The 22,297-nt window shown below is 41.3% G+C and carries 22 protein-coding genes; 15 read left to right on the top strand and 7 right to left on the bottom strand.

The genetic code is table 11. The annotated features are described in order from the left end of the window. The first annotated feature begins 54 nt into the window (after positions 1 to 54). The 4 genes from HMPREF9243_RS10055 to HMPREF9243_RS08680 all read left to right on the top strand — a co-directional run bounded on the left by HMPREF9243_RS10055 (position 55) and on the right by HMPREF9243_RS08680 (position 2,849). On the top strand, positions 55 to 306 hold the full coding sequence (locus HMPREF9243_RS10055) for a hypothetical protein (protein ID WP_049776782.1): 252 nt from the start codon (positions 55 to 57) through the stop codon (positions 304 to 306). A 24-nt stretch (positions 307 to 330) separates the two neighbouring features. Next, the gene (locus HMPREF9243_RS08690) at positions 331 to 1,413 is read left to right on the top strand and encodes a hypothetical protein (protein WP_155812011.1); all 1,083 of its coding nucleotides are present in this window, start codon (positions 331 to 333) and stop codon (positions 1,411 to 1,413) included. A 140-nt stretch (positions 1,414 to 1,553) separates the two neighbouring features. Then, the gene (locus tag HMPREF9243_RS08685) at positions 1,554 to 1,898 is read left to right on the top strand and encodes a hypothetical protein (protein WP_013669201.1); all 345 of its coding nucleotides are present in this window, start codon (positions 1,554 to 1,556) and stop codon (positions 1,896 to 1,898) included. A gap of 93 nt (positions 1,899 to 1,991) precedes the next feature. Beyond that, the gene (locus HMPREF9243_RS08680) at positions 1,992 to 2,849 is read left to right on the top strand and encodes a glutathione S-transferase C-terminal domain-containing protein (protein ID WP_013670124.1); all 858 of its coding nucleotides are present in this window, start codon (positions 1,992 to 1,994) and stop codon (positions 2,847 to 2,849) included. A 70-nt stretch (positions 2,850 to 2,919) separates the two neighbouring features. Here the strand turns inward: HMPREF9243_RS08680 and brnQ are convergent, their stop codons facing one another. Beyond that, positions 2,920 to 4,260 carry a branched-chain amino acid transport system II carrier protein gene (gene brnQ / locus HMPREF9243_RS08675; RefSeq protein WP_013669277.1) on the bottom strand — a complete coding sequence of 447 codons (1,341 nt, stop codon included), beginning with the start codon at positions 4,258 to 4,260 and terminating at the stop codon, positions 2,920 to 2,922. A gap of 251 nt (positions 4,261 to 4,511) precedes the next feature. Between brnQ and HMPREF9243_RS08670 the strand changes: the two genes are divergently transcribed. Continuing rightward, positions 4,512 to 5,507 carry a D-2-hydroxyacid dehydrogenase gene (locus HMPREF9243_RS08670; protein WP_013668993.1) on the top strand — a complete coding sequence of 332 codons (996 nt, stop codon included), beginning with the start codon at positions 4,512 to 4,514 and terminating at the stop codon, positions 5,505 to 5,507. Positions 5,508 to 5,737: 230 nt separating this feature from the next. Here the strand turns inward: HMPREF9243_RS08670 and HMPREF9243_RS10385 are convergent. Beyond that, positions 5,738 to 7,164, bottom strand: a protein-coding gene (locus HMPREF9243_RS10385; RefSeq protein ID WP_101560582.1) for an IS3 family transposase whose coding sequence is annotated in 2 segments (ribosomal slippage) — positions 5,738 to 6,654 and positions 6,654 to 7,164 — 1,428 coding nt in all. Because the reading frame shifts where the segments join, the coding sequence is not laid out codon by codon here. 139 nt (positions 7,165 to 7,303) lie between these two features. Between HMPREF9243_RS10385 and HMPREF9243_RS08655 the strand changes: the two genes are divergently transcribed. Together HMPREF9243_RS08655 and HMPREF9243_RS08650 are read left to right on the top strand one after the other, a co-directional pair. Continuing rightward, on the top strand, positions 7,304 to 8,611 hold the full coding sequence (locus tag HMPREF9243_RS08655) for an SWIM zinc finger domain-containing protein (RefSeq protein WP_013668875.1): 1,308 nt from the start codon (positions 7,304 to 7,306) through the stop codon (positions 8,609 to 8,611). Between the two features lie 127 nt (positions 8,612 to 8,738). Continuing rightward, positions 8,739 to 9,584 (top strand): exodeoxyribonuclease III, encoded by an 846-nt coding sequence (locus HMPREF9243_RS08650; protein ID WP_013669310.1) that lies wholly within the window; start codon positions 8,739 to 8,741, stop codon positions 9,582 to 9,584. Positions 9,585 to 9,796: 212 nt separating this feature from the next. Here HMPREF9243_RS08650 and HMPREF9243_RS10530 read toward each other — a convergent pair whose 3' ends face one another. The 3 genes from HMPREF9243_RS10530 to HMPREF9243_RS08640 form a co-directional block, all read right to left on the bottom strand. Continuing rightward, entirely contained in the window at positions 9,797 to 9,973 is a 177-nt protein-coding gene (locus tag HMPREF9243_RS10530; protein ID WP_013669955.1) for a plasmid mobilization protein, read from the bottom strand. A gap of 351 nt (positions 9,974 to 10,324) precedes the next feature. Then, a complete protein-coding gene (locus tag HMPREF9243_RS08645) occupies positions 10,325 to 11,650 on the bottom strand; it encodes an ISL3 family transposase (RefSeq protein ID WP_013668509.1) in 1,326 nt (441 codons plus the stop codon). Positions 11,651 to 11,807: 157 nt separating this feature from the next. Next, positions 11,808 to 12,047 carry a DUF896 domain-containing protein gene (locus tag HMPREF9243_RS08640; RefSeq protein WP_013669214.1) on the bottom strand — a complete coding sequence of 80 codons (240 nt, stop codon included), beginning with the start codon at positions 12,045 to 12,047 and terminating at the stop codon, positions 11,808 to 11,810. 180 nt (positions 12,048 to 12,227) lie between these two features. On the opposite strand from HMPREF9243_RS08640, the gene tsaB reads away from it, so the two are divergent. The 5 genes from tsaB to HMPREF9243_RS08615 are packed head-to-tail and all read left to right on the top strand — an operon-like array spanning position 12,228 to position 15,359. Next, positions 12,228 to 12,959 carry a tRNA (adenosine(37)-N6)-threonylcarbamoyltransferase complex dimerization subunit type 1 TsaB gene (tsaB, locus tag HMPREF9243_RS08635; protein ID WP_013669245.1) on the top strand — a complete coding sequence of 244 codons (732 nt, stop codon included), beginning with the start codon at positions 12,228 to 12,230 and terminating at the stop codon, positions 12,957 to 12,959. Next, positions 12,940 to 13,602, top strand: a complete 663-nt coding sequence (rimI, locus tag HMPREF9243_RS08630; protein WP_013669951.1) for a ribosomal protein S18-alanine N-acetyltransferase — start codon at positions 12,940 to 12,942, stop codon at positions 13,600 to 13,602. Before tsaB ends, rimI (HMPREF9243_RS08630) begins: the two co-directional genes overlap by 20 nt. Then, the gene (gene rimI / locus HMPREF9243_RS08625) at positions 13,547 to 14,041 is read left to right on the top strand and encodes a ribosomal protein S18-alanine N-acetyltransferase (RefSeq protein ID WP_196793327.1); all 495 of its coding nucleotides are present in this window, start codon (positions 13,547 to 13,549) and stop codon (positions 14,039 to 14,041) included. The genes rimI (HMPREF9243_RS08630) and rimI (HMPREF9243_RS08625) overlap by 56 nt, the downstream gene beginning before the upstream one ends. Continuing rightward, entirely contained in the window at positions 14,019 to 15,035 is a 1,017-nt protein-coding gene (tsaD, locus tag HMPREF9243_RS08620; RefSeq protein WP_013669592.1) for a tRNA (adenosine(37)-N6)-threonylcarbamoyltransferase complex transferase subunit TsaD, read from the top strand. The genes rimI (HMPREF9243_RS08625) and tsaD overlap by 23 nt, the downstream gene beginning before the upstream one ends. Before the next feature lie 42 nt (positions 15,036 to 15,077). Continuing rightward, positions 15,078 to 15,359, top strand: coding sequence for a DUF503 domain-containing protein (locus HMPREF9243_RS08615; protein ID WP_013669589.1), 282 nt, complete (start codon positions 15,078 to 15,080; stop codon positions 15,357 to 15,359). A gap of 65 nt (positions 15,360 to 15,424) precedes the next feature. Here HMPREF9243_RS08615 and HMPREF9243_RS08610 read toward each other — a convergent pair whose 3' ends face one another. Beyond that, a complete protein-coding gene (locus HMPREF9243_RS08610; RefSeq protein ID WP_013669061.1) occupies positions 15,425 to 17,374 on the bottom strand; it encodes an ABC-F family ATP-binding cassette domain-containing protein in 1,950 nt (649 codons plus the stop codon). Between the two features lie 235 nt (positions 17,375 to 17,609). On the opposite strand from HMPREF9243_RS08610, the gene HMPREF9243_RS08605 reads away from it, so the two are divergent. From HMPREF9243_RS08605 to groL, 3 genes are all read left to right on the top strand, one after another. After that, positions 17,610 to 18,254, top strand: coding sequence for a redox-sensing transcriptional repressor Rex (locus HMPREF9243_RS08605; RefSeq protein WP_013670120.1), 645 nt, complete (start codon positions 17,610 to 17,612; stop codon positions 18,252 to 18,254). Positions 18,255 to 18,611: 357 nt separating this feature from the next. Beyond that, positions 18,612 to 18,881 (top strand): co-chaperone GroES, encoded by a 270-nt coding sequence (groES, locus tag HMPREF9243_RS08600; RefSeq protein ID WP_013668958.1) that lies wholly within the window; start codon positions 18,612 to 18,614, stop codon positions 18,879 to 18,881. Between the two features lie 80 nt (positions 18,882 to 18,961). After that, complete coding sequence (groL, locus tag HMPREF9243_RS08595) at positions 18,962 to 20,590, top strand: chaperonin GroEL (protein ID WP_013668604.1); 1,629 nt, start codon at positions 18,962 to 18,964, stop codon at positions 20,588 to 20,590. Between the two features lie 127 nt (positions 20,591 to 20,717). On the opposite strand, the gene HMPREF9243_RS08590 is transcribed toward groL, so the two are convergent. Continuing rightward, entirely contained in the window at positions 20,718 to 22,004 is a 1,287-nt protein-coding gene (locus HMPREF9243_RS08590; protein WP_013669583.1) for an adenylosuccinate synthase, read from the bottom strand. Positions 22,005 to 22,297: the final 293 nt, after the last annotated feature.

Genomic DNA, 22,297 nt, shown 5'->3' with positions numbered 1-22,297 from the left:
ACAGTTGTTGTTACAAGGTAAATCGGTAAAGTTTTTTATTTATATGAAAACACCATGCGCTATCGCAACTTAAAGGGAGAGGAAGGACTCAAGCAGCTGGAAGCATTGATGAATAGCTATCAAGAGGAGCAATTGACTGGGGAAGAAAAAGACTTAATTCTTTCCTCTCGAGGTATAAATAAAGACGAACATCCTGCTACAATCAAGCGTGATAAAATTTTTAGCAAATTTTCTGATTTATTAAAAAACGAACGTCAACTGACTGTTAGTGAAGATTCTGATTTCCAACAAACGACGCTTTTTTAGTCTAGAAAGGCTATCATTATGGCAGTGAATCAAGCAGAAAAACTAAAACATATTCATCCTATTAAAGCAATTACCGATTTTGAAGCCTATTACCTGGATTGGTATAAGGACAAAGTCAATGAGGATAGAGGTCCAGAGCATACCGAAATAGGAAAGTGCATTTATCAATTAAAATACGTATATACGCCTCAAATGCATAAGCCCTACAATGATTTACCCAATTGGCTGAAAGATGCTTACATGAATGAATTATTCAAATTAGCGGGTTTTGTCGGCCAAGGACTTAGAGAGATTGGATTACTATTTGATTTTCTTATTCCTGCTCCTTCTTTTAATCCACGAACACGCTGGAATCCTAATGGTCAAGTGAAATTTATCTATGATTTAGTCAATGTTCTTTCAGATCAATTAGGTGTTCCCTACCACAAACGCTGTCTCTTTAAAAAAGATAATGTGACGGCTAAAGATACTATGGTCAGCAGTGAAAACTTCGAAGCATCATGTATTCGACTGCCTGAAGATTTTCCCAGCTACTCAAGAACCGGCTCAGCCCAACCGATTGGTCTAGTGATTGATGACCTCTTTGAAAGAGGGGATACGGCTAAGATTTCGCTAAGCCTACTAAAAACGCAGAATCCGGGAATGCAATTTAAATTCTTGTCCTGTACCAAGAATAAATACCATGGCCTAGGAAAAAAGGTTCAAGTGAAAATATCTTCTTTCATAGAATATATCGCATCGAATGGAAGTCAATTTATTAAATTAAAAATTATTTCCCCTGGAGAATTTTATGGAAAGACGGTGTGTGTTTTTTCTAATAATGTGGGCTACGAAACATTTAAAGAAGAATTGAGAAGGCATAATACAAATTCTTATAATAATAGACCTTCACTAGTTGATCCGATTTTCAATATCAGGGTTAAGGAAGGTAAAAATGGTTATGTAGATTATTCTGGCCTCCTGGATACGCCTCAAGAACCAATCGATCAAAAGCTTGATCTTGGCTTTGCCCCTCATTTTGACTGTGATCGTGGTCTTTTAGGTAGTCCAGAAGAGCAACTCTATCGAAACTTTGACCCTATCTTTGACATTGACCTTCCTTTTTAGTAAAGACAAGAGTTCGCTAGTTTATTTATGGTGAGCTCTTTTTATTATATTAAGTTTCAACCTTTTCAGGCTTTCGGTACTATAAAACCACCTGATTTAGTATAATTTCATTGAATAAGTAAACTGAGGTGGTGGCAGTTATGAAAGAAAATTCAAATCATTTTCAAAAGCGCAGGTATTTTATCCGCTCCCTATGGAAGAAAGACCGGTATTTTTGTCTGGCAGCAATAATTTTAGAACTTGCCTTTGTCGGAATTATGGTAGAGTTCATAATCAATCCTTCTTGGTCGATTGCCCTAGTTTTTCTGTTTTTGGTTTGGATGATTTTAACGGCTTTTGTCAATGGCTCTCTCTTAGTGCGTAACCTTCCAAAAGGCTCCTATTGGCATCAAGTGGGGAGTATTTTAGTGGAAAAATCCATTGAAGCCCTTTTGGTAGGTTTAGTGGCTGCCGGAGCGATTATGATTTTAACTTTGTCTGCTTAAGGAAGTGTCTTGAGCGGAAAACTATCATCCGCCTAGCCCCTCTTATATAATGAGAGAGTAAGAAGACAGGAATTAAAAAAGAGGAGTGCTTTTATGTCAAGAGTATACGATAAAGACTATGATTATCCAGTAGAAAGTGGCCGTTATCAATTAGTTATTTCCCAGTCTTGTCCTTTTGCACAGAGAACGGATATTGTGCGTTCCTTATTAGGCTTAGAGGATGTGATTGGGAAATCAGTCACTTCGCCCATCAAAACTGATAAAATTTGGGACTTTTCTAACCAAGCCGGCAATCAAGATGCAGTTTTACAAGTGGAATACCTAAGTGAGCTCTATCATAATACTGATCCGAATTATGATGGTCCTTATTCAGTTCCTGCCCTGGTAGACTTGACTACAAAAGAAGTAGTTAGCCAAGAATCCCTTGATATTATTAAGGATTTTTCTACTCGTTTTAAGGACTTAGGGACGAGTCAAGTTGAGGACTTGTATCCTGCAGACCAGCGGGCAGCGATTGACCAGTGCTTTGACAGAATTGGGTCTGACCTAATCGGAGCGCCGGCCAAGGCCCATCAGGCTAGTGAACAAGCAGACTATAAAAAATATGCTGATCAATTTTTTGACTCTCTTGCAGAAATTGACCAAGCCTTAACTGGACAGGATTATTTAGTAGGCAACCGTTTGACCTTGGCGGATGTTGTCCTTTATACCCCCTTAGTTCGTTTTGATACCACTTACTATACAGCCTTTCAGGTTAATAAGTACCGTTTAAGTGATTTCCCGCATCTATGGGATCATTTACAACAATTACACCAAATCCCAGCATTTCATCAATCGACTAATTTCCAAGCCATTAAGGAAGGGACTTACCTCGGTAAGAACGGGCGTGATTCCTTTGGTAAAGAAATCCTGCCCCAAGGCCCAGTTTTGGATATGTGGGAAGTGAAGTAAATTAACTTATAGAAAATAAGAAATAGCGCATCTGGCCCCTCTATTAGAGACTAGTTGCGCTATTTTTGGTTTATTGCTTAATTTTTTGGATAAGTAAGCAGAGAATAATGGTTACAGTAGCCGGTATGAGCCAGGCAAAACCGAGGTCAAAGAAAGGCAGATAGTGACTGGCCCATTGGGTTAGGCTACTAGCTAGTCCACTTTGGCTGATAAAATCAGGAGAAGCTTTTAAAAAGTCTAAGCAGGCTGGGACAAAAGTTACCGCCATCGTGATTTGGTAGAGTGCGGGACTTTGCCAGTTCTGAGGTAAGAGACTAAGTAAGATCAACACACAAGCTAGGGGATAAAGTAACATTAATACTGGTAGAGATAAGGATAAAATCGCGTCGAAACCGATATTGGCCACCAGAAAGGCCAAGAGACAGGCAATAATGGTCCAATGCTTTTGCTTGAGATTGAAAAAGTGAAATTTATCAAAAGTTTCCGCTAGGGCCACCACTAGTCCAATGGCGGTCTTCAAGCAAGCTACGGTAATCATAAGGGCTAAGAGGACTTGTCCTGCTAAACCGAAGTAATGGCGAGTAATCAGTGATAAAGCTTGACCACCGTTTTCGGACAGGGGAATAAATTGTAAGCTATGGGTGCCTAGTAAAGCTAAGGCAATATAGATGAAAGCCATCAAAAGAATACTTAAACTCCCAGATGTCATCACTTCTCGAGAGACTTGTCGGGGTTGTTGAATACCAAATTCACGAATTGATTGAATAATAATAATTCCAAAGGCCAATCCCGCTAAACTATCCATGGTGTTATAGCCCTCTAATAGTCCCATAGCCAAAGGGGCCGCCTGGTAGGCTGGGGAAGGGTAGAGTACTTGACGGAAGCCTCCGGTGTCAAAGAGGGCTCGGATTAAGATCACAGCCAATAGGATAAGAAAGGCTGGGGTTAAATATTTGCCCACCCATTCAATGATTTTAGATGAGCGTAAACTAAAGAATAGGACCAAAAGAAAGAAGAGCGCTGAATATAAGAACAGGGCGGGAGTTTCTAAGTGGTCAGGCACAAAATCAGTGATTCCTACTTCATAGGAAACGGTGGCTAAGCGCGGTGTGGCGAAAAGGGGGCCGATAGTCAGATAGAGACCAACGGTAAAGAAATAAGCAAAAGGGCGATTGACCTTATTAGCGATTTGAAAGACGGATTCCGTTTCTGAAAAACCCATAGCCGCAATGGCGAGTAAAGGTAGGCCCACTGCAGTAATATTAAAACCGGTCACGGCTAGCCCCACATGGCTAGCCGCCTGTTGACCTAGGGAGACTGGGAAGATGATATTTCCGGCTCCGAAAAAAAGCCCAAAGAGCATGAGAGCAATGATTAGACGCTCTTTCCAATTTAAAGCAATTTTAGACATAGATAATTCCTCGTTTCTAACATTGAGGATTATAGCATTAAAGCCGCTTGGCTGAATAGTGAGAAAGCATAAAAATCGTGAGATAATTGCTGTGCTGCACGTGAGGATCCGTGATAGTGGTGTTTGTGTAGATTGTGCTATTCTCAATTTTTGTTTGCTATCTTAAATTAGGAATTGGTTTCGGAAGAAGTTATTATAGCCAAAGCCTAATTTTCATAGTACTATTATTAAAAAGTGAAAGAGGCGATTTTATGACTAAAATTATCGTTTATGCTGTGACTGCTGAAGAGAAACCTTTGGTAGAAGCCTGGGCCAGTCGTCATCAAGTTGAAGTGAAGCTGGTAACAGAAGAGTTGACAGTGGATACGGTGGACTTGGCGGCAGGATTCGACGGAGTATCGACATCCCAAGTGCCTCGGATTGAAGAACCGATTTTTTCGCGTTTACATGACTTAGGCATTCAACAAATCGCCCAACGCTCAGCCGGTGTGGATATGTATGACTTAGACCAAGCTAAGGAAAATGGCATTATTATTACTAATGTGCCTACTTATTCCCCAGTTTCTATTGCTGAATACACCTTAGGAACTATTATTTATTTAAATCGTCGCTTGAATAATATCTTACCGCGGACCAAGGCACATAACTTCTCCCGTTCTCCTGAAGTTCGTGGCCGGGTCTTAAAAGACTTAACCCTAGCTGTGATTGGGGCTGGACACATTGGCCAAGAACTGGCTCGCATTTATTCTGGGATTGGCGGGAAGGTAGTTGCTTACGATATTGCCCCTGATCCAGCGGCAGAAAAATACCTTACTTTTGTGGATTCGCTTGAAGAAGCTGTAGCCCAAGCAGATATTGTCAGCCTCCATATGCCCCTAACCAAGGATAATTACCATATGTTTGACGCTGACTTATTGGCCCAATGTAAGGAAGGAACCATTCTGGTAAACAATGGCCGGGGCGCCTTGGTAGATACCGATGCTTTATTAGTAGCCATTGATTCTGGTCATATTGCTTCAGCAGCCCTTGATACCTATGAAGCAGAAGGGCCATACGTCTTCAAGGATTGGAGCGATAAAACGGTTGAAGATGAACGCCTGAAAACCTTGATCAATCATCCAAAGATTCTCTACACCCCTCACTTGGCCTACTACACCGATGACGCCATTAAGGCTTTAGTGGATGGTGGTTTAGACAGTGCCCTTGAGGTCATTGAAACCGGTGACGCTAAGAATCGCGTGAATTAGGGCTTAGGGAAACTAATAAAATCTGAATGGAATAACCCCTGCAAAGTGATGGAAACTATGGTGACCCCAATAAGTTGGACTTTATATATAGTGAGTTGGCCTTTGGCCAGCTCTTTTTTGTTGCTTACAGTTCTTGCTTATTTCTTGCCGACACATTTACTCAGAAATTTAAACTTGTCAAGAGGAAGAGCGTAGCGGCTCTTGATAAGTTTAAAGTTTATGTGTAATCATTAAGCGGCGAAAGAAGCGTGATGAAGACGAAATTCTATAGGACTCCTAAAATCTAATTTTTCTTTGATTCTTTCACCATTGTAATAGATTATAAAATCTTCAATCGCTTGTGCTAATTCTTCAAAGGAATGATAAGTCCGACCATAGTAGACTTCTTGTTTTAGTAGACTAAAGAAATTCTCCATTGGCGAATTATCTAAGCAATTTCCTTTACGAGACATACTTTGAAAAATTCGGTGATCCTTCAAGAGCCGGGTGTAACTTTTCATTTGATAGGCCCAGCCCTGATCAGAATGAAAGGTTCTTCTGTATGGACATAATTTACTTGCTTCAATGGCAGCTTGTAGCCCCTCCAACATGCTTTGTCCATTAGGCTGATGTGTTATCTTAAAAGAAATAATTTCTCGATTAAATAGATCCATGTAAGGATCTAAATAGAGTTTTCCAGTTTGATAATTCCCAGAATCATCGGCATAGTAGTATTTAAATTCTGTTGTGTCTGTTGTTATTTTTTGATAAGGAATGGTCGAATCAAACCGCCGGTTGATACGATTTGGCGCTATCTCTCCAATCGTTCCTTTGTAGGAATTATATTTTCTTGTCTTTCTAGTATAGCTAGTGACCTGTATCCCCATAATTTTCATTAGGCGTTGAACTTTGTTTTTACTGACCTTATAACCACGGGAAAGCAGTTCAGCTCGCATTCTTCGATAACCATAATCCTTATGGGTTTCTCTGATGTCTTTCATTTCCTCTTTTAAATCGGCATCCTTATCAATTTCCTCATCTTTATTTTTCCAATAAAAGTAGGTCGATTTAGGAAACTTTAAAACGCTAAGAATATCTTTTAAAGCATATTTTTCATCATGGAGACGTGTGATTTCGGTCACTATTTCTTCTTTTCTCGCTTGACTCTTTGAGCCACACGTCTCCTCAATCCTTTTAAAAATTTGTTCTCAATTTCTAAATCCGTAATCCGTTGTTCAAGTTCCTTTATTTTTGCTTCACTTAACTGATTGGTTTCGCTGCTATCCTTTATTTGATTGATTTGTGATTTCTTTTTAGACACTTTAGGTGGCCTTCCTTTCCTCGCGGAAAGGCCATCAAGTCCTCTTTCATGATAAGCTCTTCGCCAATTAGCGATTAGACTTGGATTATTCATGTTTAATGAATTGGCCAATTCGCGATAACTCATTTCCGTACTTTCATACAATTCTATCGCATTTAATTTGAATTCAACAGTATAAACCTGTTGAGTCCGCCTTTTCTTTAAACCATCTACACCAAATTCATAATAGTTATTAACCCACCTTCGTAAAATAGAAGGATCTATTCCTGCTTTATTAGCTAAGGTTCGATAACTTCCTTTTTTCGCAATATAGTCTCCTACTAAATTCAGTTTAAATTCTAATGAATATTTAGACATAAAAATAACCCCCAAAAGTTGAATTCTTAGTCCAACTTTTGGGGGTCACTACAAACTTGCAGGGGCTTTTCTTTACTTACTAGTCGCTTTCATTTTAGTATAATGATGATAAGAGCTGGAAGGAAAGGAGGTAATGCTTATGCGGTTACTTGGTCAGGAATTCCCTAAAAAAATCTATGAACGTGGCTATCTCTATTATGCTGATGACCGGGTGGAAGATAGCTATGTCAAGGATCAGACCTATCACTTCTGGGTAAGGGGCAGTGAAAAGTATCAGGTCCAATTAAACCTGGACCGGGAAGATGAAGCATCAAAGATGACCTGTGACTGTCCCTATGCGGATAGTGGAAAAGCCTGCAAACACATGGCGGCAGCAGCCTTGTACTATCAATTCGGACCTTATAGTGAATATGCCATGAGCCATCATTTTCCTAAATTAGACCGCTTGCTTTCCCAATTGCCCAGGCTAAGCTTGCTCCACTATTTTAAGCAAGTCCTTCTGGATAATCCCCGAATTGCTAATGAGCTTTATGATAGTCTTCTAGAAAGAGAAGATGAAGTTGCCGATGATGAATTAAATGTTATCCTTGATTTATTTGATGAAGTAGATGATATTTATTCTAAACATAGCCAGTCAGGAAAAATTCCTATTTTTAAGGGCTTTGCTTTAATCGAAGACTTAACCAAGTATTTGAACAACAATCTTAATGATATTCTCCATCATGGTCAGACTCTTATTGCTTTGATGCTATTAAACCATGTCATTGAAATGGTCGAACAGGTTGAATTTGAAGAGGAATTTGGCCAAGCAGCCATTGTGATCAACCTCTGCGACCAGGCCTATGGGTCTATTGTTGATTATCTCAGCCAGGAAGAACGTGAAGAGGGTCTAGCCATGTTACTGGCTCTATTAAACAATCACCACAGTTTCTGGATTGACCTCCTCCTTCCTCAAGTGATCGGGCGTCACTTTGACCGTTTCCACGAGCGTCGCCGTTTACTGAAAGCTTGTATGTACCGTCTAGAAACCTTGCAAGAGAAGTTTCCAGACCAAGATTTAGAGTGGTATTTTGAAGCCCTGTTTAAACTCTACCAAGAGCTAGAGCCTAGTGAGAAGGTGGTTGACTTTGCGAGTCGGCATTTAGACTACCTAGCTAGTGTTGATTATTTGCGCCGTTTTGCCCTTAGCCATAGAGAGGAGACTAGTCAAGTCTCTGATAAGTCGGAAAAATATCCGGTGCAAATCTTAACTGGCTACCTGAAACAAGCCCTTGTTGATCTTGAGACTGCTAAGAGTCGTCCACAATTTCAAAGCATTGCAACTTTTCTCAAGAATATGGATTCCATTAGCGGGGGAAAATTTGTTCGTCACTGCTTTATTAATCAGTTGGAGGATCGTTATCCTGATCGCCATGCATTATTGGAAGAATTTGAAAGGTCTTGGTGATAAGTGTCTTTCTTATGATGGCTAGTAGAGGTTAGCGATTCTTTAGCGATCCTTAGTAATAGGGCATTGGGCTGCTTTATGATAAACTGAAAGAACTGAAAGAAAAACTAAAGGAGCCGAGTAATTAATGAAATTTATCTCATGGAATATTGATTCTTTAAATGCCGCCTTAACTAGTGATTCCAATCGGGCCCAATTGTCACGCCAAGTCCTAGAGACCATTGACCAATATGATCCGGACCTTATTGCTATACAAGAAACCAAACTATCCGCCAAAGGGCCTACAAAAAAACATCAAGAAGCCTTGGAAGAATGGTTCCCTGACTATAATAACGCTTGGGTGAGTTCCGTCGAACCTGCCCGCAAATCCTATGCCGGAAACATGGTTCTCTATAAGAAATCCCTTGAACCAATCATTACTTATCCTAAGATAGGGGCACCGGAACCTATGGATAGTGAGGGACGGATCATTACCCTTGATTTTGGTGCATTTTACTTTACCCAAGTCTATACCCCTAATGCGGGAAATGGGTTGAAACGGTTGGCTGAACGTCAGGTTTGGGATGAGAAGTATGCCCAATACCTCAGTCAACTGGACCAAGAAAAGCCCTTGATAGCGACGGGTGACTTTAATGTGGCTCATAAGGAAATCGACCTAGCCCATCCGGAAAATAATCATAAGTCAGCCGGCTTTACCGATGAAGAACGGTCTGGTTTTACCAAGTTATTGGACCAGGGCTTCACGGATACTTTCCGCCATATTCATGGTGATGTCGAAGGCGTCTATAGCTGGTGGGCACAGCGGGTCAAAACCAGTAAAATCAATAATTCAGGCTGGCGGATTGACTATTTCTTGGTCAGTGACCGCATTGCCAACGCCGTGGAAAAGTCGGAAATGATTGATTCCGGTACCCGCCAAGACCACACCCCAATTTATTTAGAAATTTCTGACGAAATAAAAGCAAGGGCTTAGTTTTCTGTTTGTTAAGTAGTTAAGCGGCTGAGCGAGTAGGAGCTCTGTTCGATAGTTCCCGCAGATGCGGGGGTGATCCTTGGAAATATAAAAAGTCATTGCCTAAGCACGACATGCTTGTAAAGTTATCTAATTTATATAATGTTTCTATTGACTATTTATTGAGACAAACAAAAAGCTAGTTATTAAAAAAGCCTAATATATAAGTAAGATTATTGGTGGTCTTTGTCTTTGTGTACTAAGGTCATGAGGTAATCGGTCATGCTGAGGCCGTGTTTTTCGGCTTGAGATGATATAAGTTCTTTTTCTTCTGGCGATAGGTTTAATTTAAATTGTATATTTCGTTTTCGTCCTGTAGCTAGGCGACCTGGTCGTCTCTTTTTGGTCATGTTGTCACCTGCTTTCGTGCGTGGTATAATAATAGCAAAGGTTGGGCGCACAAGGCGCCCGTTTGGTAAAGCTACTACAGCATTGCTATAAGTTGGATTAAGGCTATTATTAAGCTAATAATTGCCGTTATCAAGCCAATATAAGCTATTCTTAATGGTTCTCTGTCAAATAGTGTTGATAGGAATTTTTATAATTAATGTCATATCAGAAATGGTATGGCATTTTTTAATAGCTTCTGATAGGTGAAAAAGGGTACGATTAAAAGGCCTCTTGTTTCTTATTTTTTCGCCGTAGGCGAAGACAGAGAGTGAGAAAGCAATATTATAAATAATGAATAAATACCACAAAGATTATGCTGCTTCTGAAAAAGTGAGTGAACGAGGTTGGAAATCATTACATACCAAGCGAGAAGCCATTATTATACGTATTCTTAAATGATCAAAACGATGGTAGCCATAACCTGTGCGCTTGATCAGTTTCGTTTTATTGTTCATTCCTTCTATTGGACCGTTAGACAAAGTATACGTTAAAGCTTCACAAATACCTTCTTGATATCTTTCTAAGGTTTGAAAAATAGTTCGTACTCTACGTGGAAAAGTGTACTTCTTGACTTCAATGAGTAAGTCTTTAAATGACTGAATGTCATGGGTATAAATACTGTATTTTAGGCGATTAACATAGGTATAGGTACGTGACAATTCGGGAGATAAATTGATGAGGTAATCGACAATCATCTGTTCTGAAACGAGACCGTCAAAAAGTCGATGTGTATATAAGTTTTTATAGTCAAGTTCCCATTCATTTTTTAAAGGTAACTTCCATAACTGTTTTAATTTGCGATAATCACGTGGTGATTGATAGCGAATATGATTCATCAGTTGAATACGTACGGAGTTGATTGCCAGATTAAGATGTTGAATAACGTGAAAACGATCAAATAGTATCTTTGCATTAGGGAAACAAGCGCGGATAACTTCAATATAAGGGCTATACATATCAATCGTAACTATTTTGACAGCTTGTCGACTTTTGTAAGAAAAACGCATAAAGTAGTGGATTAATTCGTTCTTTTGTCGATTTTCAACAATATCAATTAACCGATGGTTTAGGGGATCAATAAAAATAAAGCTCATCGCGCCACTAACATTTTTCACTGATTTAAATTCATCAAAAGAAAGGCACTGGGGCAAATAATTAAATTTAGGTAGTAATGCTTTCCCTCTTTCTTCTAGAAGACGAATCACCGTCGATACAGAAACATTGTGTTGTTTACCGATAAGAGTCATCGCTATCGTTTCACTAAGAGCAAAAGTAATCGCAGTTTTTAGCGCTTTAGAAATATAGCAATTAGCTGCCACTATGGGGGTTTCAGTATTAAAAGTCCTTTGGCAGTGCTTACAAAAGAAACGTTGCTTTTTAAGACGCAAAGTAACGGGTTGACCTCCATTAATGGTCGTTAGTAAGATATCGCTTGAATAAAATCCATTTTTAACGATATCAGCTTGTGATTCGTTGATATGTCCGCAATGGGAACAGTGAGAAGGATGGTTAGTTAAGGTTCCAAAAATAACCTTATGAATGATATTATTTTTCTTTTCCTCCACTACTTTATCTTCAATTTCAATATTTTCATCTTTTATATTAAAGAGATTTTGTATACAATTAGATTGAGTCATGGAATCCGCCTTTCTGTGTTTTGGATTGTATTTTCAGTATAGGCCTTCCATGGCTTTTTGTGTATCAAAAAATGGTGCCAATGAAGAGCCGTTGGCTCCCATCAACACCAAATATTATAGAACCGTTTATTTTTATTCCTTCAGCGGTATCAGATAATTATTTATTTTGTCCTTTACCGTGATGCTCTGCTTGAGCTTGTTTGAGTTTTTCAGGAGTAATGTCGGTACCTTCGGGATCGATGACTTTGGTATTCATCATGATGTTTTTGAAGTTACCACGGAAGATCTTCAAGTATTCTTGACGAAGTTTTGCTTGTTCTTCCTTTTCTTCGGCAGTTAAACCATCTTCTTTTTGTTTTTTAGCGAGTTCATTAATGCGTTTGAGTAATTCGTCCATGTTAAGACCTCCTTTAATCTTGGTCTCTTGACCATTAGCTATTTGCAGCTAGTACAATATACCAAGGATTTGATGGACCTGCAACTTTCTTGCTTCTTCGTGTCAAGCTAGCACCTAGCCCCATTTATATAATAATGTTAGAATAGACCTACATGAGTTTGAAGCACAAAGGGGATTATCATGCGAACATTAGCTATCGATACATCGACGGTTTCTATGAGTATTGCTCTGATTGAAGATCAGACGACCAAAATGGAAATTACCACTAATACCAAAATTAAACATTCTAAGGCTCTTTTACCTTTGATTAAGCAATTGTTTACCACAGTTGCTTGGGAAGTGAAGGATCTTGACCGGGTAATTGTTACTCGGGGACCAGGATCCTATACGGGACTTCGAATTGGAGTGACTACTGCCAAGACCTTAGCCTGGACCTTAAATATTCCACTTTATTCAGTCACTAGTTTAGAAGCTATTGCCGCTAATGCAGCAGTTGAAGATGGAATAATTTGCCCTTTAATTAATGCCAGACGGCAAACTGTTTTTGCTATGGCTTATGACAGTAAGGGACAAGCTCTTGGGGGATTGAACTTAGGCCACTACCGCTTAGCGGATTGGTTGAACCAGTTAAAGGCGGCTTATCCAACAGTGCCCCTGTACTTCATTAGTACAGATATCGACCAATTCCAAGAAACCATTCAAGAATACTTGGGCGACCAAGCCCAGCTACTGCCAGCAGAAAAAGGGGTTATCCATGCGCCGAGCTTAGTGAACTTAGCTCTTCAAAAGGAAGATGTGGCTACTTTCTTACCGGAGTATGCCAAACTGGCGGAAGCTGAAGAGCGCTGGGAGGAAAAGCACCCTCAAGAAGCCCAAGCAAACCGAGGCCATTATGTGGAAAGAATGCTTTGATCGCTGGCTGTTTCAGCTGGGCAATAAAATTACCCAGTTATTTGCTGATGAACCCGGCCAGGCTCTGAGTCAGCAGATCGATTTGGATAAGGCCACATTGACTTACGGCCTAGACCAGGAGCTTGATTTAGCGATATCCGATTCGGAGTGGATTGACCAAATGGTGGCTTTGGAGCGGGCGGCTTATGATGGGCATCAGATGTGGTCCAAGAAGGATATCTATAATGACATGCTTTACAATCCGTCAACTTTTTACCTACAAGCCTTTAAGGAAAAAGAACTGCTGGCCTTTGTAGGTTGTCGGCGGGACAAAGAATCGATTCATATTTCGAATTTAGCCGTACTACCTAGCTACCAGTCCTTAGGGATTGGGTCCAAGCTCTTAGACTTGGTCAAACACTTAGCTCCTGAGCTGGAACGCGACTCGATAACCTTAGAAGTGCGTTTATCCAATCAAGGGGCTCAGAAATTTTATCTACGAGAGGGGTTTAAGGCAACGGGAAAGATGGAGCGTTATTACCGTGATAACCACGAAGACGCCCTCACCCTGACTTGGCAAAATGAAGCCCACCAGGTTGCCCAAGAAGATGAAGCAAATCATAGTCTACCACCGACCGGAGGCCAAACAGATACCCGGGATTAGTCAGCAGGTGTTGGCTTTTTACCAGGAGGCTTTTGACCATATGCCTCACATCGCCAGGGATTGGTTGGAACGGGGCTTAGCCAGTCCGCGACTCTATTTATTCCTCTTGCTAGATGAAAAGCAAGTCGTCTTAGCGGCAGCTACTTTTCAATTATTGGCTGATGAAGGGGAATTATTGCATTTTGCAGTCAGCCCCCAAAGAAGGCGCCAGGGCTTGGGGGCCTTCCTTTTGACTCAAGCCCTGGTCTACTTAGAAGAACAAGGCTTAGCCCGTTGTTTCTTAGAAGTCCGTGCTCACAACATCCCCGCCCAGGCCTTGTATGAGAGCCAGCGTTTTAAGTGTATTGACCAACGCGAAAACTATTACCAAGATAATCATGAAGATGCAAAAGTTTATTTATGGGAGAGATCGACCAGTGACAACAATATTGGGAATTGAATCAAGCTGTGACGAAACCGGTGCAGCGATCGTTATTGATGGCAAAGAGATGAAGTGTAATGTCGTTGCCACACAAATTAAAAGTCATATGCGTTTTGGTGGGGTAGTCCCAGAGATCGCTAGCCGCCACCATGTCGAGCAAATTACTCAGGTGATTGATTATGCCATGAAGGAAGCGAACGTGACCTGGCCCGAGATCGATGCTGTGGCGGTCACCAAGGGACCTGGCTTAGTGGGGTCTTTACTGATTGGGATCACTGCGGCTAAAACTCTGGCCTTTGCCCATGATAAACCCTTAATTGGGGTCAACCATATGGCGGGTCATATCTACGCCAATAATATTTCTGATCAAATGGTTTTCCCTTTATTAGCCTTAGTGGTTAGTGGGGGACATACTGAATTAGTCTATATGAAAGAAGACGGCCACTATCAAAAAATTGGCGATACCCGTGATGACGCTGTGGGGGAAGCCTATGATAAGGTCGGCCGTATTTTAGGGGTTCCTTATCCTGGGGGCAAACGCATGGATGAAATGGCCCAAGAAGGTCAGGCCATTTATGACTATCCCCGCCCCATGATCAATGAGGATAATTTTGACTTCTCTTATAGTGGTCTGAAATCTGCGGTCATTAACCATGCTCATAATGCTGAACAAAAGGGAGAAAAATTAAATCCCAATGATGTGGCAGCCAGCTTCCAAGCAGCAGCCGTGGAAGTCTTAGTGACCAAAACCATGCGGGCGATCGCTGCTTATCCGGTTAAACAATTAGTGGTTGCCGGAGGCGTGGCGGCTAACTCTGCACTTAGAAAAGGCTTAGAAACTGAGCTGGCCAAGGAGCACCCTAATGTGCGCCTGTCCTATCCACCCCTGAGTCTATGTGGGGACAATGGGGCAATGATCGCAGCGGCTGCCTACCCGCAATACCAAAAGGGCGACTTTGTCGACTTGGACTTGGATGCTAATCCTGGTTTAGACTTGGGTGATGAAAATTAGTTGAGGCTAAGTTGATTTTGAGGAAAATTTAAAGGCGGAAAGATGGTCTTACTCGGTCTAGAAGTGACTTTTATTATTGACCAATCTTATACGCTAAAGGACAAACGCCGGATCGTCAAAAGTATGATCGAACGAGCCCAACAGCGTGAAAAAATGACTGCCGCTGAAATTGCTGACTTGGGCCTAGTCAATCAAGCTGTTGTCGCTTTTGGCTTGGTGTCTAATTCATACAGTAAGAGTCGGCAACGCTTGCTTAATTATCTTGATAAAATTGAAGAATGGTATCCCATTGAGGTGATTCATACGGAATGGTATGAAGGCTAAAAGAAAAGGTATGCTCACAGGAGGACTTAGTCTTGAGTCCTGGTGTAGGCATACCTTTTTTATCTTTATTGGTCAAAACTTTCCAACTGACTTTGAACGACTTCCCATTCCTTAAAGAGTTCTTCTTGGCGGGCTTGCTTTTCTTTAAGGGACTGGTCGAGTTGGTTTAATTCGTAGTAATTTTGTAAAATATCAGGGTCAGTCATTTCTTCTTGGATCTCTGCTATTTCTTCATCTAAGCCTTCAATACTTGCTTCGATTTTCTCGCTTTGTCGTTGGAGTTTTCTTTCTTCTTTTTGGCGTTCCTTACGATTTTGATAGGCTTGGGCGGACTGGCTGGGTGCTGGCTTTTCTTCAGTAAGACTGGCTTGATTTTCTTTGTTTTCTTCTTCTAGCCGTGCTTCCTGCTCGGCCTTTTTATTGAGATAATAATCATAATCGCCCAGGTAGAGAGTGGAACCCTCCGGACTGATTTCAAGCACTTGGGTAGCAATCCGATTAATAAAGTAGCGGTCGTGACTGACGAAGAGTAGGGTCCCATCATAGGCAATCAGGGCATTCTCGAGAATTTCCTTAGAGTCGATATCCAAGTGGTTGGTCGGTTCGTCGAGGACCAAGAAATTATCATGGTTAAAGGAGAGTTTGGCGAGGGCAAGCCGGGCCTTCTCTCCCCCGCTCAGCATAGCTACCGATTTTTCCACGTCTTGTCCGGAAAAGAGGAAAGACCCCAGGATGGTACGAATGTTTTCCTCGTTAATGGTCGGATGGTCATCCCAAAGTTCGTGGAGGACATCCTTATTGCTGTGGAGTTTGGCTAATTCTTGGTCATAGTAGCCAATAGTCACGTTGGCGCCATAGTGAATTTTCCCTTTGATGGCAGGAATTTCTTGGATAATGGTTTTTAAGAGGGTAGATTTGCCCACGCCGTTGGGTCCCACCACTGCGATAGCTTGTTGTTTTCTAATATCCATTTCAATCGGATAGGAAAGTAAGTGATCATCGTAACCAATGCCTAAGTGGTCGGCAGTAAGGACCACATTGCCACTGGACTTGTCGGTTAGGAATTGAATGTGGGGACTTTTTTCGTCTTGCTTAGGCTTTTCGATTTTGGGCATCTTTTCGAGTTGCTTACGCCGACTCTGGGCCATCTTGGTGGTCGAAGCCCGGACCAGGTTACGAGCCACATAGTCTTCTAACTTGGCGATTTTCTTTTGTTGTTTATCATAGGCCTTTTGCCAACTTTCGAGGCGGACGGCTTTTTCTTTGAGATAGAAGGAATAATTGCCCTTATAATATTCCATACTGTATCCGGTCATTTCATAGGTCTCGTTGGTGACATGGTCTAGGAAATAACGGTCGTGGCTAACGATTAATAGGGCTCCAGGATAAGAAGGCAGGTAGTCTTCGAGCCATGTCAGGGTTTCAATGTCTAAGTGGTTGGTGGGTTCGTCAAGGATAAGAGTATCGCGTTTTTCGAGGAGGACCTTGGCCAGGGCTAGCCGAGTCCGTTGACCACCAGATAACTGATTGATGGGTTTGTCGTAATCTGACTCGGGAAATTGAAAGCCGTGGAGGACCATGCGGATTTCGGAATCATAGCCATAGGCGTTGCTTTGGTTGACTTCTTCTTGTAATTGGTCATAGCGTTTGAGAGCCTCTTGGTAGGATGCTTCATCCTGGGCATCGGCCAAGTCTTGAGCGGCTTGCTCAGCATGGTGGATGAGGGCGATGGATTCTTTAAAAACCGACCGCATTTCTTCATAAATTGTCCGTTGACTATTCTCAATGGCAGCATGTTGGTCCATGTAGGCAATGGTCTTGCCCTTAGCCCGGGTGACTTGCCCTTGGTCGGGTTCCTCAATGCCCGCTAACATTTTTAGTAGGGTGGATTTGCCGGTACCGTTTCGCCCGACTAAGGCAGTGCGACTATTATCTTGGATGGTCATTTGGACATCTTGGAAAAGAATATCGGAGCCAAAACGTCGCATGAGTTTTGATCCTTGTAGTACAATCATTGGATCCTTTCCTCCTAAATCGTTTATTATTGTCTTCACTAGTGTATCACATTTTATCGGCAGATATTTTTTGGCTTTGTGAACTTTCCCTTAGAAAGGGGCGGTATTATTCACAAAGTTTTAAAATTAATGAAAATTAGCTGAAAAGATTTATGTGATTTTTTCACAAAGTTCTTTTCATTTTATGATTTAGGTGATAAAATGTATTTGATATCTTGTGAAAAGGAGTGGAAACATGAAGGAAATTCCACGTGCAACGGCTAGGCGGTTACCGCTTTATTACCGTTACTTGCATAATTTTAAGAATATGGGTAAGACACGGATTTCTTCCAGTGAACTCAGTGAGGCGATCAAAGTGGATAGTGCCACTATTCGTCGGGATTTCTCACATTTTGGTGCCCTAGGGAAGCGTGGTTATGGTTATGATGTTGAAGCTCTCTTGGACTTCTTTAGTCGCCAACTCTACCAAGACCGCCTCACCACAGTTGCTTTAATCGGGGTGGGTAATTTAGGGAACGCCTTATTAAATTATAACTTTAAACGGACCAATAATATTCGGATTGGGGCGGCCTTTGATATTAATCCTGAGATTGTAGGAACAGTCCACAGTGGGGTACCGGTTTACCCAATGAGTGAATTAAAGGAACGGATTCAAGAAATGGAAATTCTGATTGCCATTATGACCGTTCCGGAAAAAGTCGCTCAAGATACCGTGAGTGAATTAGGAGAAGCTGGTATACAAGGCATCTTGAACTTTACTCCGGTGGTTTTAGATGTTCCTGAAGATATTCATGTCCAAAACGTCGATTTAGCCAATGAGCTGCAAACCCTGATTTACTACATTGGTAATCGAAATGGTGAAAATAAAAAGAAAGGTTAGTCGAACTAGCAAAAGTTAGCAGGCCCTAACTTGAAGATCAGGTCTAACTTTTGTCAGTCGCTTAGTAAAGTCCTCTTAATTGAGGGCTTTTTTCTTGTCATCAATAGTAAAAATCAAAGAATAAAGAGTTTAATCTAACTTAATTTCCTAACTTTAAGGGCATATACTTTTAAATGACATTTTATATTTTTAAAGTTATAAAAGTAAAAAAGGTCAAAAAAAGTCAACAAATCACTTGATTTATAGTTAGAAATGTTTTACTATAAATATTGTAAGTTAGCAGTCGGAGTTGATGAGTGCTAACAAACCATTAAAAGTGTTATTAATTAGTAAGAGAAAGTTGGAGGGATATTTTAAATGTTAAAGCCGTTAAATGAACGTGTGATTATTCAAGTCCAAGAAGAGGAAGAAAAAACTGCTTCTGGCATCGTTTTACCATCTGCTGCTAAAGAAAAACCTCAAGTAGGTCAAGTGGTAGCCGTTGCTGATGCTACTGATGACTACACCCCTCAAGTTAAAGTGGGTGACCAAGTTATTTTTGAAAAATATGCAGTAAGTGAAATCCGCTATGAAGGGGAAGATTACCTCATCATTAAAGAAAAAGATTTAACTGCTGTAGTTGAATAATCATTGACTGAACTTCGACAATCAACAAAAAAACATTGAATTCTCGATCATGTTTAGATTTAAAATAGGAGATAGATAGAATGGCCAAAGATATTAAATATTCAAGTGATGCAAGACAATCTTTAGTAGAAGGTATTGATAAATTAGCTAATACCGTGAAAGTAACCTTAGGACCTAAGGGACGTAATGTTGTCTTAGAACGTAGCTATGGTTCTCCATTAATCACCAATGACGGGGTGACTATTGCTAAAGACGTTGAATTAGAAGATCACTTTGAAAATATGGGAGCTAAATTAGTTTCTGAAGTCGCTTCTAAGACCAATGATGTTGCCGGTGACGGGACAACTACCGCTACCATCTTAACTCAAGCCCTCGTCCATGAAGGCTTTAAGAACGTGACAGCAGGGGCAAATCCTGTGGGTATTCGTCGTGGGATGGATCAAGCTATCCGCAAGGCAGTAGAAGCTTTGAAAGAAATTTCTGTTCCAGTGAATGCTAAAGAATCTATTGCTAACGTTGCGGCAATTTCTTCCGGCGACCAAGAAGTTGGTCAATTAATTGCTGACGCTATGGAAAAAGTAGGCCAAGATGGTGTTATTACTATTGAAGAATCACAATCCATGGACACTGCCTTAGACGTTGTTGAAGGGATGCAATTTGACCGCGGTTACTTATCCCAATACTTTGTAACCGACAATGATAAGATGGAAGCTGTTCTCGATGATCCTTACATCCTTCTCACTGATAAGAAGATTTCTAATATCCAAGATATCCTTCCATTATTAGAACAAATCGTACAACAAGGCAAATCCTTATTATTAGTGGCCGACGATGTTGAAGGTGAAGCGCTTCCTACTTTAGTCTTGAACAAGATTCGTGGGACATTCAATGTCGTTGCTGTGAAAGCGCCTGGCTTTGGTGACCGTCGTAAAGAACAATTAGAAGACTTAGCTGTTCTTACCGGTGGGACAGTCATTACTGAAGATTTAGGTCTTGAATTGAAAGACACCAGCATTGATCAATTAGGTCAAGCTGCCCGCGTAACCATTACTAAAGACGATACCACCATTGTTGAAGGTAAGGGTAACAAGGAACAATTGGAACAACGTGTGGCTCATATCAGAAAACAAATTGAAGAAACTACTTCTGACTATGACCGTGAAAAATTACAAGAACGTCTTGCTAAATTAGCTGGCGGGGTTGCCGTTGTTCGCGTGGGTGCAGCGACCGAATCTGAACAAAAAGAACGTAAATTACGTATCGAAGACGCTTTAAACGCTACTCGTGCTGCGGTTGAAGAAGGTATCGTAGCTGGTGGTGGTACTGCCTTCATGAATATCCAAGACAAGGTGAAAGAAGTCGTTGACTCCTTAGAAGGTGACGAACAAACTGGTGCAGACATCGTGGTTCGTGCCCTCGAAACCCCACTACGTCAAATCGCTGAAAATGCTGGTCTAGAAGGTTCTGTCATTGTGGAACACATTCACGATAAAGACCAAGGTGTTGGTTACAACGCTGCTAGCGGTGAATGGGTAGACATGATTTCTGATGGTGTGGTTGACCCAACCAAGGTGTCACGTTCTGCTTTACAAAATGCAGGCTCAGTAGCTGGTTTGATTTTAACTACTGAAGCAGTTGTTGCTGACCATCCAGAAGAAAATGCAGGAAATGATGCAGCTGCAGGAGCAGGCGCACCAGGTATGTATTAATCCGAAAACTGAATAGGATAAAGATTGAAAAGCGCTTGGGATTTTCCCAAGCGCTTTTTCACAAAAAAGTAAGCTCAGATTAAGGAGATCTTCCTCAGTCAGAGCTTACTTTTTCTCTTTATCATTTTTACCAAATATTATCTAAGATTAAGGTTTGGGTTCGGTCAGGTCCCACTGACACTGTGGCAATGGGGGCCCCTACGATTTCACTGATGCGACGGACATAAGCTTTAGCATTTTCGGGAAGTTGGTCGAAGTCTTGACAGCTAGTTATGTCTTCTTTCCAGCCAGGTAAACTTTCATAGATGGGTTGACATTGAGCCAGGTAGCGCAAGTTAGCGGGGTAGGATTTGGATACTTGACCATTAGGGGTTTGGTAGCCTACACAGACCTTGATTTCATCTAGGCCAGTTAAGACGTCTAAACAGTTCAAGGAAAGCTTGGTTAAACCAGAAACCCGGCGAGCATGGGCCGTCACCACCCCGTCGAACCAACCTACCCGGCGTGGACGTCCAGTAGTGGTACCATATTCATGGCCAACTTCACGGATGCGGTCCCCAATAGCATCATGCAATTCGGTTGGGAAGGGACCGTCACCTACCCGAGAGGTATAGGCCTTCATTACTCCGATAACCGTATTGATTTTGCTTGGACCAATCCCACAACCGACTGTAGCACCACCGGCAATGGGGTTAGAGGAAGTCACGAAGGGATAGGTCCCATGATCAATATCCAGTAAGACCCCTTGGGCCCCCTCAAAAAGAATGTTTTCCCCTTGGTCATAGGCATCATTCATCAATAAGGAAGTATCAGTGACATATTTTTTCAGTTTTTGGCCATATGCTAGATATTCCTGGTAGATGGTGTCGTAGTCTAATGGCTCTTCGTCATATACCTTGGTTAGGAGTTCGTTCTTGACTTGAATTTGTACAGATAACCTTTCCGCGAAAGTTTCAGGGTCAATGAGGTCAGCCATCCGGATACCATTACGAGCAATCTTATCCATATAGGCAGGGCCAATCCCTTTTTGGGTAGTACCGATCTTATTGTCGCCTTTACGTTCTTCATCCAAGCGGTCGATCAGTTGATGGTAGGGCAAGATCACTTGGGCCCGTTCAGAGATGCGGAGGTTTTCACAAGAGATTCCTGCTTGGCGCAAATAGGCCAATTCTTCAAGTAAAGATTTAGGGTTAACAACCACGCCATTTCCGATCACACTCAGCTTATCTTCTGAAAAAATTCCTGAGGGAACGAGGTGGAGCTTAAAAGTTTGCTGGTTGAATTGGATCGTGTGGCCAGCATTATCTCCGCCTTGGTAACGGGCAATAATATCGGCTTGGCTACTGAGATAATCGGTGATTTTACCTTTCCCTTCGTCGCCCCATTGAGTACCTACAACAACAACTGATGGCATATGACTTCTCCTTTGTCTATTCGAACTTAATAGTGTCTTCTTCATGTAAGCTTGTGGTTTAACACCCAAAATATTATACCGCAATTTTTTTGAAGAAAACCTTTTTTAGGCTCTGACCTTTTTAATAATAAAAAAGTCCTTGCTTGCCCTAAAAAATAGCATACATTTATAAAGTAAGAGTGCGACAGTCACAACGAAGGACGAAACCATTGGAGAAAACTATCATAAGCTTAGCTAGCCTGAGCGTTGACAGTTTTTAGTTGGGTTTGACTTAGCAGACTTGGAGTGATTTC

The sequence above is a fragment of the Aerococcus sp. Group 1 genome (assembly GCF_000193205.1).
GTDB classification, from domain to species: Bacteria; Bacillota; Bacilli; order Lactobacillales; family Aerococcaceae; genus Aerococcus; species Aerococcus urinae_A.
The sequence above is the reverse complement of the archived record's forward strand: the minus strand, read 5'-3'. Positions and strand labels throughout refer to the sequence as shown.